General features: G+C 71.5%; 14 protein-coding genes. 6 read left to right on the top strand and 8 right to left on the bottom strand.

The window, feature by feature from the left end; translation table 11 throughout:
• Positions 1 to 49: 49 nt before the first annotated feature.
• Positions 50 to 736, bottom strand: a complete 687-nt coding sequence (locus AOM04_RS11390) for an MOSC domain-containing protein (RefSeq protein ID WP_062464919.1) — start codon at positions 734 to 736, stop codon at positions 50 to 52.
• 47 nt (positions 737 to 783) lie between these two features.
• On the opposite strand from AOM04_RS11390, the gene AOM04_RS11395 reads away from it, so the two are divergent.
• Together AOM04_RS11395 and AOM04_RS11400 are read left to right on the top strand one after the other, a co-directional pair.
• Positions 784 to 1596: a CPBP family intramembrane glutamic endopeptidase gene (locus tag AOM04_RS11395; protein WP_062464920.1), complete on the top strand. Its 813-nt coding sequence runs from the start codon at positions 784 to 786 to the stop codon at positions 1594 to 1596.
• A gap of 46 nt (positions 1597 to 1642) precedes the next feature.
• A complete protein-coding gene (locus AOM04_RS11400; RefSeq protein ID WP_062464921.1) occupies positions 1643 to 4105 on the top strand; it encodes a lysylphosphatidylglycerol synthase transmembrane domain-containing protein in 2463 nt (820 codons plus the stop codon).
• Between the two features lie 258 nt (positions 4106 to 4363).
• Here AOM04_RS11400 and AOM04_RS11405 read toward each other — a convergent pair whose 3' ends face one another.
• Both AOM04_RS11405 and AOM04_RS11410 read right to left on the bottom strand, forming a co-directional pair.
• Positions 4364 to 5014, bottom strand: a complete 651-nt coding sequence (locus AOM04_RS11405) for an NAD(P)-dependent oxidoreductase (protein WP_062464922.1) — start codon at positions 5012 to 5014, stop codon at positions 4364 to 4366.
• Positions 5015 to 5076: 62 nt separating this feature from the next.
• A complete protein-coding gene (locus AOM04_RS11410) occupies positions 5077 to 5661 on the bottom strand; it encodes a TetR/AcrR family transcriptional regulator (RefSeq protein WP_062464923.1) in 585 nt (194 codons plus the stop codon).
• Between the two features lie 55 nt (positions 5662 to 5716).
• On the opposite strand from AOM04_RS11410, the gene AOM04_RS11415 reads away from it, so the two are divergent.
• The 3 genes from AOM04_RS11415 (at position 5717) to AOM04_RS11425 (ending at position 7971) form a co-directional block, all read left to right on the top strand.
• Positions 5717 to 6220, top strand: coding sequence for a MauE/DoxX family redox-associated membrane protein (locus AOM04_RS11415; RefSeq protein WP_062464924.1), 504 nt, complete (start codon positions 5717 to 5719; stop codon positions 6218 to 6220).
• Between the two features lie 321 nt (positions 6221 to 6541).
• Positions 6542 to 6997: a MarR family winged helix-turn-helix transcriptional regulator gene (locus AOM04_RS11420; RefSeq protein WP_062464925.1), complete on the top strand. Its 456-nt coding sequence runs from the start codon at positions 6542 to 6544 to the stop codon at positions 6995 to 6997.
• Complete coding sequence (locus AOM04_RS11425; protein ID WP_062464926.1) at positions 6994 to 7971, top strand: hypothetical protein; 978 nt, start codon at positions 6994 to 6996, stop codon at positions 7969 to 7971. The genes AOM04_RS11420 and AOM04_RS11425 overlap by 4 nt, the downstream gene beginning before the upstream one ends.
• A gap of 46 nt (positions 7972 to 8017) precedes the next feature.
• Here AOM04_RS11425 and AOM04_RS11430 read toward each other — a convergent pair whose 3' ends face one another.
• The 5 genes from AOM04_RS11430 to AOM04_RS11450 form a co-directional block, all read right to left on the bottom strand.
• Entirely contained in the window at positions 8018 to 9793 is a 1776-nt protein-coding gene (locus AOM04_RS11430) for a glycoside hydrolase family 35 protein (protein WP_062464927.1), read from the bottom strand.
• A 78-nt stretch (positions 9794 to 9871) separates the two neighbouring features.
• Positions 9872 to 12895: a beta-galactosidase, LacZ type gene (gene lacZ, locus AOM04_RS11435; protein WP_062464928.1), complete on the bottom strand. Its 3024-nt coding sequence runs from the start codon at positions 12893 to 12895 to the stop codon at positions 9872 to 9874.
• Entirely contained in the window at positions 12892 to 13701 is an 810-nt protein-coding gene (locus AOM04_RS11440) for a carbohydrate ABC transporter permease (RefSeq protein ID WP_062464929.1), read from the bottom strand. Before AOM04_RS11440 ends, lacZ begins: the two co-directional genes overlap by 4 nt.
• The gene (locus AOM04_RS11445) at positions 13694 to 14638 is read right to left on the bottom strand and encodes a carbohydrate ABC transporter permease (RefSeq protein ID WP_062465026.1); all 945 of its coding nucleotides are present in this window, start codon (positions 14636 to 14638) and stop codon (positions 13694 to 13696) included. The genes AOM04_RS11440 and AOM04_RS11445 overlap by 8 nt, the downstream gene beginning before the upstream one ends.
• A 76-nt stretch (positions 14639 to 14714) precedes the next feature.
• A complete protein-coding gene (locus AOM04_RS11450) occupies positions 14715 to 16031 on the bottom strand; it encodes an ABC transporter substrate-binding protein (RefSeq protein ID WP_062464930.1) in 1317 nt (438 codons plus the stop codon).
• A 305-nt stretch (positions 16032 to 16336) separates the two neighbouring features.
• On the opposite strand from AOM04_RS11450, the gene AOM04_RS11455 reads away from it, so the two are divergent.
• Positions 16337 to 17371, top strand: coding sequence for a LacI family DNA-binding transcriptional regulator (locus AOM04_RS11455; protein ID WP_062464931.1), 1035 nt, complete (start codon positions 16337 to 16339; stop codon positions 17369 to 17371).
• The last annotated feature ends 17 nt before the right edge of the window (positions 17372 to 17388 follow it).

Here is a 17388-nt window from a genome sequence, read left to right on the forward strand (position 1 = left end):
CGCCCGCGTGTCACGGCGCGAACCGTGCCGAGCGAATCGCGGAGCAGATTCAGGCGAGGCGGACCGGGTCCCCCACCCGCATCGCGCCCGGCTCGAGCACCTCGCAGTAGACCGCCACGCACGCGTCGCGGCGCTCGCCGAGGGGCTTGAGCCAGCGGGTGGGCGCGTCGACGCCGTTCTGTGCGAGGTCGATGACGCGGCACCGCTCGTTGCGTTTGACCGCGCGCATCCGCACGCCGCCGAGCGTGAGCTCGGACCCGATCCAGCCCTCCTCCACGAACGGCTCGTCGGTGTCGATCACCACGTTGACGCGCAGCCGGCGCGGGTCGGCGTCGGCGCCGAGCTCCGTGCGGCACCAGTCGAGCGTCGCGGTGCCGACGATCGACACCGGCCGCGAGTCGAAGAACGTGCGCGGCTCGCCCGTGTCGGCGACGATGCGCATCGGCTCGCCGAGACGCGCGCTGAGGTCGGCGTCGAGCGCGGGGTCCCCCGCGTCCCAGGCGAGGGCGCCGCGCGAGACGACCACCGCATCGTCCACCATCCGTGCCGCGTACCCCATCACGCCCTCGAAGGGGCGCCACCGCGAGCCGCGCTTGCCCGAGGCGAACAGGCCCTCGCCGTCGACGACCGCGAGCGCGCGGTCGCCCACCAGGCCGCGCGCGTCGACGCCGACCGCGGCCAGCTCCTCCCCCTGCATGGCCTTGACGGGGTACCTGCTGAGGGACACGATGCGCATCCCGCCAGCGTAGGCCGGGAACCCCCGCTCGTTAGAGTGGCGTGACGATGGACATCGCAGCCCCCGCGCACGACGCGCCTCCCGCTCAGGTCACCCTGCCGAGCCGCGGCCGCATGCGCGCCGAGGTCTGGATCGTGCTGGGCCTGTCGCTGGGCCAGACCGCCGTGTACGCGGCGATCCGCCTCATCGAGCGGTACATGTCCTCGACCCCCATCTCGGGCCAGACCACCACGCTCAACCCGAGCCGCTCGTCGATCGACGTCATCGACCTGATCCGGCAGCTGCTGAGCATCGGCTTCGCGCTCGTGCCGGTCGCGCTCGCGCTGTACCTGCTGAGCCAGCACGGCGTCTCGTCGCGCGTCCGCCTCGGACTGGTGGGGCCGGCGCGCCGCTGGTGGGGAGACGTGGGCTGGGGCATGATCCTCGCCGCGTCGATCGGGTTGCCCGGGCTGGCGCTGTACGCCATCTCGCGCGCGCTGGGCCAGACCGTGACCATCGACACGTCGGGGCTTCCGTCGGCGTGGTGGTCGGCGACGATCCTCCTGCTGTCCGCCGCGGCCGCGGGCGTGCTCGAGGAGTTCGTGGTGGTCGGCTTCGTGCTGACGCGCCTGCGTGACCTCGGGCGGTCGCCGTGGACCGCGATCATCCTCGCGGCGCTGCTGCGCGGCGGCTACCACCTGTACCAGGGCTGGCCGATGGCGCTCGGCAACGTCGCGATGGGCCTGGTGTTCGGCTTCATGTACGTGCGCCGCGGACGCCTGGCGCCGCTGGTGATCGCGCACTGGACCATCGACGCCGTGTCCTTCATCGGGCCCGAGGTGGTCCCGCACGCCTGGCTCGTGTCGCTGGGCGTCGCGTAGCCCCCGCCTCCGACTTCCGCGCCCCGCGCACCCGTAGACTCGCCGCATGGCCGCCGACGCATCCCTGACGCGCGTGGACGCGCCGACGGTGCGCATCGTCGACGAGCCCGAGACCCGCGTCCGCCGGTTCACCGACGTGATCGGCCTCCTGCTGACCGCGCTCGGCATCGTGGCGGTGCTGCTCATCGGCGAGTTCGCCATCGGCACCACGCAGGGCCTCACGCAGGACATCTCGTCGATCTCCCCGCTGCTGCAGCGGCTCCTCATCGCGCCCGTCAACCTGTTCACCGCGATCCTCGCGGTGGTGATCCCGGCGATCATGATCGTCGACATGCTCGTGCGCCGCGAGCCGCGACGCATCATCGAGGCGCTCGGCGCCGCGATCCTCGGCGTCATCGTCACGCTCGTCGCGGCGTTCATGCTGCTCCAGTGGGGCACCGCCGAGCTGCAGGCAAGCCTGACCCCGCGCGGCGCCTCGACCATCCAGCTGCCCGCCTACGTGGCCGCGATCTCCGCGCTGCTCACCGCAGCGGGCCGTCGCTCGACGCGCCGCAGCCTGTCGCTGTCGTGGAACATCCTGTGGCTCGGGCTCGCGATCGCCGTGATCTTCGCGGTCGTGACGATCCCGTCGACGCTGCTCACCGTGCTGTTCGGCCGGGTCGCGGGCCTCGCGCTGCGCTACTGGCTCGGCTCGACCGCCGACCGCGCGTACGGCGACACGCTCGTCGAGGGGCTGAGACGCGCAGGCTTCGAGCCGAGCGTGCTCGTGCGCGCCGACATCGAGCACGAGACCCCCGACCCCGAGCTCGACGAGGTCACGGACGCGCTCGCGCGCACCCGCGACGGCCGCGTGTACGCGATGACGACGGCCGACCACCACCGGTACGTGGTGATCGCGCTGGACGGCGACCAGCAGGCCGCCGGCCTCGTGTCGAAGATGTGGACGTCGCTGCGCCTGCGCGGCATCGACACCCGGCCCGACGTGTCGCTGCGTCAGAGCGCCGAGGCCACCGCGCTCGTGTCGCACGCCGCGCGCGTCGCCGGCGTGCGCACCGGACGCGTGCTCGGCATGGGCCAGATCCGCGACACGATGCTGCTGGTCTACCAACGCCCCCCGGCCGCGCGCCCCTTCGCCGACGTCCCCGTCGACGAGGCGGACGATGCGCTGCTCGACGCGATCTGGACCGAGGTCGCCACGGCGCACCGCGCCGGCATCTCGCACCGCCAGCTGTCGGGCGACACGGTGCTCGTGGGGCTCGACACCGACCTCGACGCCCCCAACGTGTGGCTCACCGCGTGGGACCTGGGCGAGGCGGCGACCAGCACCTTCGCGCAGCGCATCGACGTCGCGCAGGTGCTCGCCATGATCGCCGCGCGCGTCGGCGCGCAGCGGGCGGTCGACTCGGCGTTCCGCGCGCTCGGCTCGGAGCCCGTCGAGCAGGCGGCGCCGCTGCTCCAGGCCATCGCGCTTCCGCCGGTCACGCGCGCCGCGGTCAAGGACAGCACCGAGCCGAAGCTGCTCGACTCGGTGCGCGAGGCGATCCTCGCGCGCTCCCCCGACGCCGAGGTCGCGAGCGAGAACATCGTCCGGTTCGGCTGGCGCACGGTCCTCACCATCGTGCTCGGCCTCGTCGCGGCGGCCGTGATCCTCGCGGGCTTCAACACGCAGGACTTCCTCGACGCGGTCCAGCAGGCCAGCCCCTGGTGGATGGTCGCGGGCTTCGTGTTCTCGATGCTCACCTACGTGGGTGCCGCGCTCGCGCTGGCCGCGTTCAGCCCGGTACGCATCCCGTTCTGGCGCGTCCTCATCGCGCAGTTCGCGACCGCGTACATCTCGGTCGCCGTCCCCGCCGGCGTGGGCCCCGTCGCGCTCAACGTGCGCCTCCTGACCAAGCGCAAGGTCGCGCCGCCCCTCGCGGTCGCGACCGCCGCGCTCGTCCAGGTGAGCGCCGCCGTCGTCACGGTGCTCGGCCTCATCGCGCTCACCATCGCCTCGGGCTCGCAGGGCGCGCTCGCCGCGCTGCCCTCGACCGCGATCATCATCGCGATCGGCGTCGTCGTGCTGGTGATCGCCGGTGCGCTGCTCGTGCCGCAGGTCCGCGCGTGGGTGCAGCGGCGCATCGTCCCCACGCTGCGCCAGACCTGGCCGCGGCTCGCCCAGATCCTGGGCCAGCCGTGGCGCCTCGCGATGGGCCTCGCGGGCAGCCTGCTGCTCACGGTCGCGTACATCGGGGCGTTCCAGTCGGCGCTGCTGGCGTTCGGCCAGCACATGGCCGTCATCGACTCGGCCGTCCTCTACTTCGTCGCGAGCGCGGTCGGCTCCGCGGTGCCGACGCCGGGCGGCCTGGGCGCCGTCGAGTTCGCGCTCACGTCCGGCCTCGCGGGCGCCGGCGTGCCGTGGGGCATCGCGCTGTCCGCGACGCTCGTGTACCGCCTGGTCACCTACTGGCTGCCCATCCCGCTGGGCTTCGCCGCCATGAAGTACATGGAGCGCCACGGGGAGCTGTAGGTCTGTCAGTTGTCGCTCGACTTCGGCAATCGGACCCTAGGTGAGCAATGTTGCCTTTCTAGTGCGGCAATATCCAAGGTGCGCACTTTCGCACCGGGGCCGCCGTCGCATCACACCTCGCCTCACGCGCAAGGCCCGCGGACGTCAGCAGGCCGGGCGGGACCGCCCTCGTCGTGGGCATATCGGCGCGCCAGTCGGGCCACGGCGAGGCTGCGACGACCCGACGATCGCGCGGCTGGCCGATGCGTCGGCCGGGCGTCAGGCGGTAGGCGTCCACCCCTGGGGGGTGGTGATGAGCAGGCGTGCGCCCGAGGCTGCGGGGTCGACGGCGATCGCGACGAGGGCCTTGGCGACGTTCGCGAACGGCAGCGTGGGAAGCCCCGGCACCTTGGCGACGGTCGCGAGCGGCTGGACCGCGGCCTCAGGCAGCGTCGGGGAGTCCTTGAGGTTCACCGGATACGTGATCGTGTAGTCCAGGCCCGAGGCGACCAGCTGTGCGTCGGCGGCGGCCTTGTCGGCGAAGAACCCCTTGAGCACGGTGCGGTAGAGGAGGCGTGCGAAGCCCGAGGCCTTCGGGGCGGTATCGCCCGCGCCGAACGCCGAGACGAGCACCACGCGCTGAACGGCGGCGGTGCGGACCGCGTCGATGATGCTCGGCAGCGCGCGCTGCATGAACGACGCGTCGCGCATGGAACCGGTGATGGCCACGATCACCGCGTCCGCGCCCGCGGCCGCGGAGGCGAGCGCGGCGCTGTCCGAGGCGTCGCCTGCGGCCACGGTCAGGCCGGCGCGGGCCTCGACGGCCTCGGGCCGACGCACGTACGCGATGACCTCGTGCCCGGCGGCGAGCGCCTCGTCCACGGTGCGCGAGCCGACGTTTCCGGTTGCTCCGATGACGACGATCTTCATGTGCTGTGCTCCTGGATCACTAGGTGGCGAGGGGTTGATGGGGCGGCTGATGCCGCGCGGGCTCAGGGCGCGGTGCTCGACTCGAGCACGCTCCGCCATGCGCTCATGCAGGCCTCGAGGGCCTGCTCGGTGCCAACACCCGCGTCGGCGGCGTGACGCGCGGCGAACTCCACGAAGGCGAGCCATGCGCCGAACGACAGTCGACGCTCCGGCGTGTCGGGCGCTCCGGTCGCAGCGATGAGACGGTCGACCTGGACCACGTGGTTCGCGGCAGCGATGCGAGTCACCTCGGGCGAGCCGGCCTCATCGGCGGCATAGAGCTCCCGGATACCGCCGGAGCTCTCGGCGAAGTGGGCGAAGTACGCACGGAGCGCTCGCTCGATGTTCTCCTGCGGCGAGCGGGTCTCGTCCGGGGCGGTCGCGACGAGCAGCCGGTCCGCTTCGCGCTGCAGCACCGCCTCGAGCAGGCTCTGCTTGCCGGGGAAGTAGTGGTAGACGAGCGGACGGGTCACGCCCGCGTCGCGGGCGATCGCGCTCATGGAGGCACCCGCCACGCCGTCGCGCTCGAAGTGGCGCGCGGCGACCGCCTCGATCTGCTCGCGCCGCTGGTCGGGCGAGAGGCGCGGCGAAGGCGATCGGTTTGTCACCTGACTAATATACTTCCACTCACACGATCACGCGCACAGAACCCGGGGGAGGACCATGACCACCGTCGCACCGGACACCTCGACGTCCCGCATCACCTGGAGCACCGTTCAGCCGTGGCTGTCCACCGCGGTCCGCCTCGGCATGGCCGCCAGCCTCATCGCCGCAGCGATGCCCAAGTTGCTGGACATCCCGCAGTCGATCATCGCGGTCCGCGCCTACCGCATCCTCCCCGAGACCGTCGTGCCCCTCGTGGGCACCCTGCAGCCGTTCCTCGAGCTTCTCCTCGCGGCGTTCCTGGTCGCCGGGCTCTTCACCCGCGCCGCGGCCGTGATGTGGCTCGCGATGATGGCCGCGTACACCACGGGCGTCATCTGGGCCTGGGCGCACGGCCTCAGCATCGACTGCGGCTGCTTCGGCGGAGGCGGCGAGGTCGCAGAAGGCACCACCAACTACCCCCTCCACCTGCTCGAACGCGCCGGCTTCATCGCTCTGGGCGCATTCCTCGTCGTGCTGCCCCGCTCGCGCCTGTCGCTTGACGGATGGATGCGGGACGCATAGGAAGTGCCGACGGCTCGCGCCATTCGCGACCGCACCACCGCACACGCGCCTGATCGTGCCGCGCGTTGCAGCGCGGACACCTGCGCGGCGACCACAGCGGTCGGTGACCGGCAGCCTCCGACACTGACGGAAGAATCCCCAGGTAGACCGCGGTGTCGAGGAATTGCCACGATGTAGCGCACCCGTGCGTGCTTGCCGGTCGTCTCGGCTGTGCGGGCGCACATCGTGGCAACGTGCCAACCTAGGCACCCACCCGACAGGTGCGTACCGGTGCACGCCTCGTCGCGACGACCACGGGTACTTCACAGGTAAAGTACTTGCATGGCACCGTCGCCCACCGACCCGTTGAGCCCCGAGGAGGACGCCCTCCTGCGCGAGCTCGCCCGCGTCGCCCTCACCCTGCCGCGCACGTTCACCGCGGATCTCGGCCCCGTCGCCGGGGTCTCGCTGTCCGAGTACCACGCGCTCATGCACCTCTCCGACGCGCCCGGCCACGCCCTGCGGATGAGCGAGCTCGCCGCCCGCACTGGGCTCTCGCTCGGCGCGGTCACCCGCGTCATGCGCGCCCTCGAGACCCAGGGACTCGCCGACCGGCGGCGCTCCGTCGAGGACGGCCGCGGGCAGGAGGCGTTCCTCACCGACGCCGGCCTCGCCCGCCTGAGCGAGGCGATCCCCGCGCACCGCGCGAGCGCCCGTCGCCAGATCTTCGACCGGCTCGATCCGGCGGAGGTCGCCGCCCTCGCCGACGCGCTCCACAGGATCGGCGCCGGCGCATGAGCAACCCGTACGCGCAGTCCGTGGAGTATGCGCGCTTCGGGCCGTGGATCGACGCGGTCGCGCACCACGACGACGTCCCCCGGCTGTTCCGGGACCACCCCGTGGATCTCGCTGCCGCGCGCCTGGTCCTCAAGGTCCCGCGCAACATCCCGCGCCGCGACGCCACGCCAGACATGGACCTGTACGACCACCTCCTGGTCGTCGACGACGCCGGGCTCACGGTCCTCAGCCGTGACGGCCACGACGCCGACCGTCGCCGCCCCGCTCCCCCGCGCGGATTCACCGCCGACCGCATCGCGCTCGCCGACATCGTGGCCCTCGAGGACTCCGTCAACCTGCTGCGCGGCCGCTACCGGATCCACACCAGGGACGGCGGCGGCGTGGGCTTCGCGTTCAGCGGCTCCGCACGCGCGAGCCTCGCACTCCTCACCGACGCGCTCCGGGCCACCTTCCCCACCAGGGACGATGCGCGACCCGCCGGCCCCGCCGGCCTCGCCCTGGCCGCCGCGACCGCCGGGCTGACGGCCGACCTCAGGCCGCTCGACGCCGCCGGCGACCTCGCGCTGACCGCGGACATCCGCGACGTGGTCGCCGCCCGCCCGACGGTGGCCGCCTGGGCCTGCCACCCTCGCCGGGTGCTCGCCCCGACCGGCGACGGCCCGCGCGGCCTGGTGCGGCGCATCGGCCACGCGTGGTCGCCGATGGTTCTCCAGGGCGCGATCGTGGCTGGCGACGGCGCCGCTCTCGAGATCCTGGGCCGCCACGAGCCGCTCACCCGCGGCAACGCGCCCGTCCACTCGGCGTCGCGGCTGACGATGGCACTGAGCCGGCTCGACGCGATCGCGATGACCGACCTCGCCGGCTACGCGGGCGCGGACGTCGCGACGCTCACCGCCGGCGGATGGCACGCGCGGCTCCCAGTGCCGCACGGCTCGTCCACCCTCGAGCTGCTCGCCGCGGCACGGCCGCGATGAGCCGACGGTGCGGCCGCGGCGCTCCTCCGCCGCGGCCGCACCGAGATCAGAACTCGGTGTGCCCGAGCAGCAGGTCGGGCGCGAACCGGAGCACCGGCTCCACCACGGTGTCGAGCTCGAGCACGGTGACCCGCGCGACACCGTCGGCGACCAGCGGCGCCGGCACCACGAGCGAGCGCTGCGGCCCCCGGCGCCAGTAGCGCCCCAGGCACAGGCCGTTGACCCACACGAGGCCCTTGCCGAGCCCGGAGCATTCGATCACCAGGTCACCGGGGACGGCGATGTCGACGGAGGCCCGGTAGATCGCCGCGCCCGCCTCGAGCGCGGCCGGCACCCGCTCCGCAGCCCAGTCCTCGAGCCCGTCGAGGTCGACCGGCGTTGAGCTCCAACCGGTCACCGGGGCGCCGCCCAGCGTCACGGGGCCCATCACGCCCTTGGGCTCGCCGATGCGCGGGCCGTAGTTGACGCGGCCCTGGTCCTCGACCACGAGCGTGAGCTCGCCCTCGCCGCGCGGCAGCGTGAGCGCCTCGTCGTGGGCGTCGCGCGCGAGGATTCCCACCGGGGCGCCGTCGAGCAGCACGTGGACGCGGTCGCGGACCTCGCCCAGCCGCAGCACCGCGGGCGCGGGGCCCGCCGTCAGGGTCGCGCGGTGGACCAGCAGGCCGCGGTACGTCGCGAGGTCCTCGAAGGTCGGGATCGCGTCGTGTGCGGTCCACCCGCCCCGCTCGTCGACGTACTCGCGCAGCGACCCGGCATAGGCGAGCGGCGCATCGGCCGGCACCACCAGGGGGGACGATGCGCCGGCCAGCTCGGATGCGTCCGGCACCTCCGCGTGACGCGCGATGACCTCGCGGAAGGCCCAGAACTTCGCGGTGGGCCGCCCGAGCTCGTCGAGCGGGGCGTCGTAGTCGTACGACGTGACGGTGGGCTGGTAGACGCCCTTGTCGTTGGCTCCGTTGGTGAGCCCGAGGTTGGTGCCGCCGTGGAACATGTAGACGTTGACGGACGCCCCGGCGGCGAGCAGCGCGTCGAGCGCCTCCGCCGAGGCCGCGACGGGCGCGGTGTGGTGGTGCGCGCCCCAGTGGTCGAACCACCCGCACCAGAACTCGGAGCACATGAGCGGCCCGGTGGGCTGGTGCGCGCGCAGCGTGGCCAGGCGCGACTCGACCTGCCCGCCGAAGGACCCGGTGGCATGCAGCTCGGGGATCGAGCCGCGCTCGAGCATCCCGTCCGCGGGCTGGTCCACCGTGAGCAGCGGCACGGTGACCCCGCCGTCGCGGAAGCGCGCGGTGAGCCACCGCAGGTGCTCCGCCCGCTCGGCGGGCTCGACCACGTCGTACGCGCCGTACTCGTTCTCGACCTGCATGAGGATCACGGGTCCGCCGCGGTCGGCCTGCAGCGGCACCACACGGGCGAGCACCTCGTCGAGGAAGGCGCCCACGGCGGCCGCGTAGCCCGGCTCGGTCGATCGGATCCGCACGCCGGGGATCTCGAACAGCCAGCCCGGCAGCCCGCCGCCGTCCCACTCCGCGCAGATGTAGGGCCCCGGCCGCACGATCGCGTGCATGCCCTCCTCCGCCACCTCGCGCAGGAACCGCTCGAGGTCGAGCCCGCCGTCGAAGCGGAACACGCCCCTGGCGGCCTCGTGCTCGTTCCACGGCACGTAGGTCTCGATGGTGTTGAGGCCCATGAGGCGCGCCTTGCGGATGCGGTCGCGCCACAGGTCGGGATGGACCCGGAAGTAGTGCAGCGCCCCCGAGAGCACCCGGTGGGGCCGGCCGTCGAGCAGGAAGTCCTGGTCGCCGATCGCGAAGTCGGTCATGTGGGTTCTCCTTGGAAGGGACGATGCGACGGGCCCGCCCCCTCCCCCGTCACGGGAGGCGGGGGCGGGCCCGGATCGTCAGCGCAGGACGCCCTGGAAGCCGAACGTGAACGTCAGCTCCCCTCCGGGCACCCGGTATTCGGGGTGCGTCATGGCGCCCCAGGACTGGTCGCCGCCCGCCCCGCGGCGCGCGAGCGCGGGCCGCAGGATGGTGCGGTGGATGGGCGGCAGCTCGTTGGCGTGCAGCGCGCTCTCGATCTCGAACGGCGTCCACGGCAGCGCGGACAGCTCCATGCCGTCGGCGCTGTCGAGCCGGATCCCGAAGCCCGCGTCGTCGAGCACCTCGGCCCACCGCACGCCCGTGTGGCTGCCGGACTCCTGGGGTCGCATGTACGGCGTGAGCTGCGTGCGCACGTCGCCCTCCCACACGTCCAGGCGTGCGCCGCCGCGGCGGTCCACGTACGACTCGGCGGGACCGTCGCCGTACCAGCGCAGCCGATGCAGGTCGGCATCGAGCGTGAAGAGCATGCCCATCTCGGGCAGGTCGGGAAGCCCCTCGCCCGGGCGCAGGGTCACGGTCGTCTCGACACGGCCGTCGCCGTCCACCAGGTACGACACGTCGACCTCGCTCGGCGGCACCGTCGGCAGCTCGTACCCGAAGGTCACCTCGACCGCCGCATCGTGCCGCGTCACGCGCGGCTTCTCGAAGCCGGCCCGCGGCCTGCGGTACCGGCTCGCGAGGAGCCACTGGCCGTCGCGGAAGGGCATGCCCCAGCCGCGCTCGTTGGACGTGGGCGCGTGCCAGAAGCTCGGCTGCGGGGGCTCGCGGCGCAGCAGCTCGCGCCCGCCGTCGCTCGTGCGGCCGTACCGGTACGACGTCAGCGCGCCGTACAGCCGCGAGAACGTCACCGAGAAGTGCGGGCCGTGGACGCCGATGTTGTGCGTGCTCTCGACCACCCGTGGGCCCGGGGACGATGCGCGGGTCGCCGGGGCATCGTCCGTCACCGCGATCACGGCCTGCTCCCAGCCGACCGCGTAGCCCGCCGGCGCCCACGCGGTGGCGCGGCGCTGGCGGTACGCGACGTCGACGGTGTACTCGCCGGCCGTCGCGGGGATCGCGAACGGGAGCGGGTAGGTGGCCGTCGCCTGGGGCGCGACGTCGATGTCGAGGGTCTCCTCGGCGAGCGTCACGCCCTCGCGGGCGAGCGTCACCACGGCCTCGACGTCGGCGGTGCCGGAGAAGCGGCGGCGGCTGCGGATCTCGATGCCGTCGCGAGAGATCGCGGTCCGGAACGGCTGGTAGAGGTAGCGGACCTCCTGGTACGCCGGCGTCGGGGTGCGGTCGGCGAAGACGATGCCGTTCGCGCTGAACTCCCCGTCGTGCGGCGCCTCGAGGTGGTCGCCGCCGTAGGCCTGGTAGGCGCGTCCGTAGCGGTCGGTCATCGGGAGCGTCTGGTCGACGAAGTCCCAGATGAACCCGCCCTGGAACAGCGGCTCGCGCTCGGTGAGGTCGAGGTACTTGTCAACCGCGCCGAACGAGTTGCCCATCGAGTGCGCGTACTCGCACAGGATGAACGGCTTGTCGCGGTGCTCCTTGAGGTGCGCCTCGACGTCGGCCGCGAACGTGTACATCTGGCTCGTGACGTCCGTGGTCTGCGGGTGACGCGGGTCCCAGTGGACGCCCTCGTAGTGCACGGGGCGGGTGGGGTCCGTCGCGCGGAACCAGTCGGAGACCTCGAGCAGCACGGAGCCGCCGAAGGACTCGTTGCCGAGCGACCAGATGATGACGCTCGCGTGGTTCTTGTCGCGCTCGAGCATGCTCGCGGCGCGGTCGAGCAGCGCGGGCTTCCACTCCTGACGGTCGCCCGGCAGGGCCTGCTCGACCGTGAGCTCGCCCTGGATGACCCGGTCCCACATGGCGTGGGTCTCGAGGTTCATCTCGTCGATCACATACAGGCCGTACCGGTCCGTGAGCTCGTAGAACGCGCTCGAGTTCGGGTAGTGGCTGGTGCGGACCGCGTTGATGCCGGCCCGCTTGATGATCTGGAGGTCCGCCTCGATCTCGGCGGCGGTCATGACGCGGCCGCGCGGGCCGAACTCGTGGCGGTTGACGCCGTCGAAGACCACGCGCTCACCGTTGACCGTGATGATCGCGTCGCGGATCTCGACGCGACGGAGGCCCACGCGCTGCGGGATCACCTCGGTGACCGCGCCGTCCGCGTCGAGCACCTCGACGAGCAGCGCGTACAGGTGGGGGTCCTCGGGGCTCCACAGGCGCGGCTCCGCGAGGGTGATCGCGAGACGCCCGTCCGGCCCCGGGGAGAGCTCGCCGACGCCGCGCAGGTGCGCGCGCATCGTCCCCTCGCCCACGAGGGTCACGTCGACGGAGAGCTCGGCGCTCGCCAGGTCCTCCGCGACGTCCGTGTGGACGTGGAGGTCCTCGGCGTGGACCGCGGGACGCCGGTACAGGGTGACGTCGCGGAACAGGCCGTGGAACCGGAAGAAGTCCTGGTCCTCGAGCCACGAGGCGGCCGTCCACTTGAACACCTGGACCGCGAGGCGGTTGACGCCGTCGCTCAGGTGCGGCGTGAGGTCGAACTCCGACGGGGTGAAGGAGTCCGTCGCCCAGCCGACGTAGGCGCCGTTGAGCCACACCGCGATGCCGCTCTCGGCGCCGTGGAAGGTGACCGACAGGGTCTCGCCGTCCGCGAGCGCGGTGTCGAGCGTGAAGTCGCGCACGTAGCTCGCGACGGGGTTCCAGCGGGTCGGGACCTGGCCGGGCTCGAGGTCCTCGAGGCCGTCCCACGGGTACTGCACGTTGACGTACTGCGGGCGGTCGTAGCCGTGCATCTGCAGGTGGCCGGGGACGGGGATGTCGTCCCAGCCGTCGACGTCGGTCGCCGGGTCCTGGAACCCGAGGAGCGTCATCGCGAGGTTCTTGGCGTGGTGCACCTTCCACAGGCCGTTGAGGCTCTGCTCGAAGCTGCTGGTGCCGGACGCCGCCTCCGCGCCGTCCACGAACCACCGGTGGTCGCTGTGGGCGACGCGCCGGTGCTCGTGGACGTACGTGGGGTCGGTGATCCGGGAGGGATCGAAGGTCACTTGACGACTCCAGTGAAGCCTGCGACGAAGGAGCGCTGCAGGACGAAGAAGATGACGATGGTGGGCAGCGACGCGATGAGCACCGCGAGCATGAGCGCGCCGTAGTCGATGACGTAGCCGGCGCTGAAGTTCGAGATCAGCATGGGCATCGTCTGGACGGTGCTCTTGACGAGGATGACCTTGGGCCACAGGAAGTTGTTCCACGCCGCCATGAAGGTGATGACCGCCGCGGCCGCGTACGTGGGCCGCATGGTCGGCACGAACATGCGCCAGAAGATGGAGAACTCCCGCAGGCCGTCCATGCGGGCCGCCTCGATGATCTCGTGCGGGAAGCTGCGTGCCGACTGCCGGAACATGAGGATGAGCAGCGGCGTCGCGATGACGGGCAGCACGACGGCGAACGAGGAGTTCACCATGCCGAAGTCCGCGAACAGCTGGAACAGCGGGATCATCGTGGCCGCGAACGGGATCATCATCGCGAGCATGAGGACCCACATGAGGCGGTCCTTGTTGGGCGAGTGGTAGACCTCGAAGCCGTAGCCGGCGATGGAGCTGACGACCAGCGCGAGCACCGTGGTGAGGACCGCGTTGACCGTCGAGTGGTACATCGCGGCGCCCACGTCCTGCTGGCTGGTGAGGGTCTGCCAGTTCTCGAGCAGGTGGGAGCCCGGCCACATGCGCGAGGCGAGCACGTCCTGGGTGCTGTTGGTCGCCGAGACCGCCATGAAGTACAGCGGGGCGACCGACACGAGGGCCACGAGGGTGAGGTACACGTACTTGGGCACCTCGCGAAGCGTCCTAGTCACGCTTGTCACCTACCTTCATCTGGATGGCGGCGAGCACGGCGACCATGATCAGGATCACGTAGGACACCGCGGCGCCGTAGCCGAAGTTCGGGTTGTTCTGGAACGAGATCTTGTACAGGTAGTGCGACATCGTCATCGACGTGTTCGCGGGCCCGCCGAGCGTGAGGTTGTACGACTCGTCGAACATCTGCAGGGTGCCGTTGATCGACATGATCACGGTCAGCACGATCATCGGCTTGAGCTGCGGGACCGTCACCGAGAAGAAGGTGCGGATGGGCCCGGCGCCGTCCATCTTGGCGGCCTCGAGCGTGGTCGGGTCGATGTTCTGCAGGCCCGCCAGGTAGAAGATCATGTTGTAGCCCGTCCACCGCCACAGCAGGCCCAGGATGATGACGAGCCGCGCGGTGTTGGGTTGGCCGAGCCAGTTCACGGGGCCGTCGACCAGATGCAGGGCCATGAGCCAGTCGTTGACCAGGCCGTCGGTCGAGAAGATCGTGCGGAACACCAGCGAGTACGACACGAGCGAGATCGCGGCGGGCAGGAAGATGGCGGTGCGCCACATGCCCTTGAGCTTGAGCCGCGGGTTGTTGAGGATGTTCGCCAGCAGCAGCGCCGAGATCAGCATGATCGGCACCTGGATCACCAGGTAGAGCAGGGTGTTGGTGACCGTGAGCTTGAAGATGTCGTCGTGCAGGATCCGCTCGTAGTTGTACCAGAGCGGGTCCGCGAAGTTGAGGTTGGCGCCCTTGCCGGTCTTCATCGACAGGATGAGCGCCTGGAGCATCGGCCAGAACATCATGATGCCGATGAGCGCGGCGGCGGGGATGAGGAACATCCATCCCGTGAGGCTGCGGCGTCGCGCGTCCTTGGACATCTTCGCCTTGGGCGCGTTGCGGTTCTTCTTGGGTGCGCGGTCGGGGACCACGACGGGCGTCATCGTCGACACGGGGTATCTCCTTGCCTGGGTCGGGAGGGGGCCGAGACCTCGGCCCCCTCCCTCACCGATGGGCGTGTCAGTTCATCGCGAACTCGACGTTGTCCTGCGCCTCCTGCAGGGCCGAGTCCATGTCCGTGCCGTTGATGATCTTGGTGATCGCCGCCGAGACCGCGTCGCGGGCCTCGTAGTAGTAGGCGCCCGTGTTGTTGGCCGGAACCTCGGCCGCGAACTTCAGGACGTCCGAGTAGATGGGCTGGCCGCCGAAGAACGCCTGCGGCTCCGAGTAGACCGCGGAGTCACCGGCCGGGAGCCAGTTCGCGACCGCGCCCGAGGCCGGGAGGATCTCGTCGTAGAGCTCGGTCGAGCCCGCGAACGTCGACTTGAGGAAGTCCTCGGCGAGCGCCACGTCGGCGTTCGAGGACACGGCCCACGAGGAGCCGCCGTTGGCCGAGTAGTGCGTCGCGCCGTCGATGCCGTCGAGGGCCGGGAGGTCGGTGACGGCCCACTTGCCGGACTGGTCCTCGGCGCTCTGGATCGAGCCCGAGATCCAGATGCCGTTGATGGCGCTGGCGGCGGTGCCGTTGACCAGGGTCGCGATGTACTCGTCCCACGAGTTCACCTCGGAGAACGTGCCATCCTTGACCATCTGCGCGTAGACCGTGATGGCGGCCTTGAGGGCGGCGTTGTCGACGATGGTGGGGTTGCCCTGGTCGTCGAAGAGGCTCGCGCCGGCGGACTGCAGCATCATGAGGATCATGTCGGACGAGCCCGCCTGACCCGAGAGCAGCGGCTTGCCGGTCTTGTCGAGGACCTGCTTGGCGAGGGTCTCGTACTGGTCCCACGTGATGTCGGTGAAGTCGTCGATCGTGAGGCCGGCCTGCTCGAGCACGTCGGTGCGCATCGCGTTGATCGCGGTGCCCGAGTCGAACGGCACGCCGTAGTTCTTGCCGTCGATGGTCGAGTACGCCGTCACGCCCGCGGGGAACTGGCTGAAGTCCACGCCCGAGTCGGTGATGTCGGTGACGATGTCCGGGTAGTTGATGACGTTCTTCTGGAACGCGTTGTTCTGCATGAGGAAGATGTCGGGGAGCTGGTCGTACTCCTGCGACTGGGCCAGCGTCGTGAGCTTCGTCTGGACGTCGTCCCAGGTGACCTCCTGGATGTCCAGCGTGAAGTCCGGGTGGTCCTTCTGGTAGATCTTCTCGGCCGCCTGCATGGCGTAGATGTTGAAGTTGGGGTCCCAGGCCCACACGGTGAGCGTGTTGCCCATCGCGTCGCCGCCGGTGGCGCCGCCGCTGGAGGAGTCGGTCGAGTCGCCGCTCGAGCAGGCGGCGAGGCTGAGGGCGAGCGTGGCCGTCGAGGCCACCACCAACCCGGTACGGAACTTCTTCATTGAGGTTCACCCTTCCCTGGTGGGATGCTCCCGGATCGCAAGGCGCACCACGTCGAACGCCCACCGGGTCAAACCGTCTCCGTGGTTCCGCGTCGCCCTCGACCGCTCGGTGTGATGCCGACCGCGCCGTCGCGATGCACTCCCCAAGGAGATTGTTTAGGTAAACATAGCCATGCCCGGGGGGTCGCGCCAGTCCCACCAGTGTCACGATCGGATAACGGAGTTTCGCCTCACAGTGACGCGGCGGCGCGCGGATGGGGACGTTAACACCCGAGCCGGCGCGCGGTATGGCTACACTCCGATGCATGACGGGCAAGGGAGCGCGCGGGGGCCGCAAGACGGGTCCCTCCATCGCCGACGTCGCGCGCCTTGCGGGCGTGTCCGCCCAGACCGTCTCCCGCGTGTCGACCGGCACCGGACCGGTCCGCCCCGAGACCCGCGACCGCGTCATGCGCGCGATCGAGCAGCTCGGCTACACGCCCAACCGCGCCGCCCGTGCGCTGCGCGACGGCCGCTACGGCACCATCGGCCTCCTGGCGCGCCGGTTCGACCGCACCGGCGAGGCGCTCACCACCGACGCGGTGCTGCGCGCCGCCGAGGAGCGCGACTACAGCGTCACGCTGCTGCGGGTCCCCGACACGAGCGCGAAGGGCTGGGAGCCGGCCGCGCGTCGCCTGCAGCACCAGACCGTCGACGGGATCATCATCATCCGTGCGGAGGGCGGCGCGGGCGACCAGCTCGCGCTGCCCGCCACCATGCCCGTCGCGGTGTCGGACTCGCGCCCGCACGGCCGCTACCCGCACGTGGCCTCCGACGAGTTCACCGGTGCCCGCATGGCGGTCGACCACCTTCTCGGGCTGGGCCACCGGGTGGTCCACCACCTGGGCGGCCCCCTCGACTCCGAGCCGGCGCGCATGCGAGCGGCCGGCTGGCGGACCGCGCTCGCCGAGGCGGGCGTGCTCACGCCGCCCGACGCGGCGATCGGCGACTGGAGCTCCGAGTCCGGCTACGCCGCCGGCACGGTCCTCGCCGCCGACCCCGCCGTCACGTCGGTGTTCTGCGCCAACGACGAGATGGCGTTCGGCCTCATGCTCGCCCTCCACGAGGCCGGCCGCAGCGTCCCCGCCGACGTCTCCGTCGTCGGCTTCGACGACATCGCGCTGAGCCGCTTCACCTCGCCTCCCCTGACCACGATCCGCCAGGACTTCCCCGAGATGGGACGCGAGCTCGTGCGCCTGCTGCTCGCGCAGATGGAGACGCCGCGCCCGGAGCGCGTCGAGGACGGCATCGTGCCGCTCGAGCTGGTGGTGCGCGCGACCACGGCGCCGCCGCGGGCCTGAGCCGGCCTGAGCCGGCC

It is taken from the genome of Demequina soli, assembly GCF_000971195.1.
Lineage (GTDB): Bacteria > Actinomycetota > Actinomycetes > Actinomycetales > Demequinaceae > Demequina > Demequina soli.

Excerpts from the sequence above, each read along its gene's own strand:
- AOM04_RS11405 (WP_062464922.1), bottom strand. The coding sequence starts at position 5,014 with ATGAAGATCGTCGTCATCGGAGCAACCGGAAACGTCGGCTCGCGCACC.
- AOM04_RS11450 (WP_062464930.1), bottom strand. The coding sequence starts at position 16,031 with ATGAAGAAGTTCCGTACCGGGTTGGTGGTGGCCTCGACGGCCACGCTC.
- AOM04_RS11395 (WP_062464920.1), top strand. The coding sequence starts at position 784 with ATGGACATCGCAGCCCCCGCGCACGACGCGCCTCCCGCTCAGGTCACC.
- AOM04_RS11455 (WP_062464931.1), top strand. The coding sequence starts at position 16,337 with ATGACGGGCAAGGGAGCGCGCGGGGGCCGCAAGACGGGTCCCTCCATC.
- AOM04_RS11390 (WP_062464919.1), bottom strand. The coding sequence starts at position 736 with ATGCGCATCGTGTCCCTCAGCAGGTACCCCGTCAAGGCCATGCAGGGG.
- AOM04_RS11430 (WP_062464927.1), bottom strand. The coding sequence starts at position 9,793 with ATGACCGACTTCGCGATCGGCGACCAGGACTTCCTGCTCGACGGCCGG.
- AOM04_RS11415 (WP_062464924.1), top strand. The coding sequence starts at position 5,717 with ATGACCACCGTCGCACCGGACACCTCGACGTCCCGCATCACCTGGAGC.
- AOM04_RS11445 (WP_062465026.1), bottom strand. The coding sequence starts at position 14,638 with ATGACGCCCGTCGTGGTCCCCGACCGCGCACCCAAGAAGAACCGCAAC.
- AOM04_RS11425 (WP_062464926.1), top strand. The coding sequence starts at position 6,994 with ATGAGCAACCCGTACGCGCAGTCCGTGGAGTATGCGCGCTTCGGGCCG.
- AOM04_RS11420 (WP_062464925.1), top strand. The coding sequence starts at position 6,542 with ATGGCACCGTCGCCCACCGACCCGTTGAGCCCCGAGGAGGACGCCCTC.
- AOM04_RS11400 (WP_062464921.1), top strand. The coding sequence starts at position 1,643 with ATGGCCGCCGACGCATCCCTGACGCGCGTGGACGCGCCGACGGTGCGC.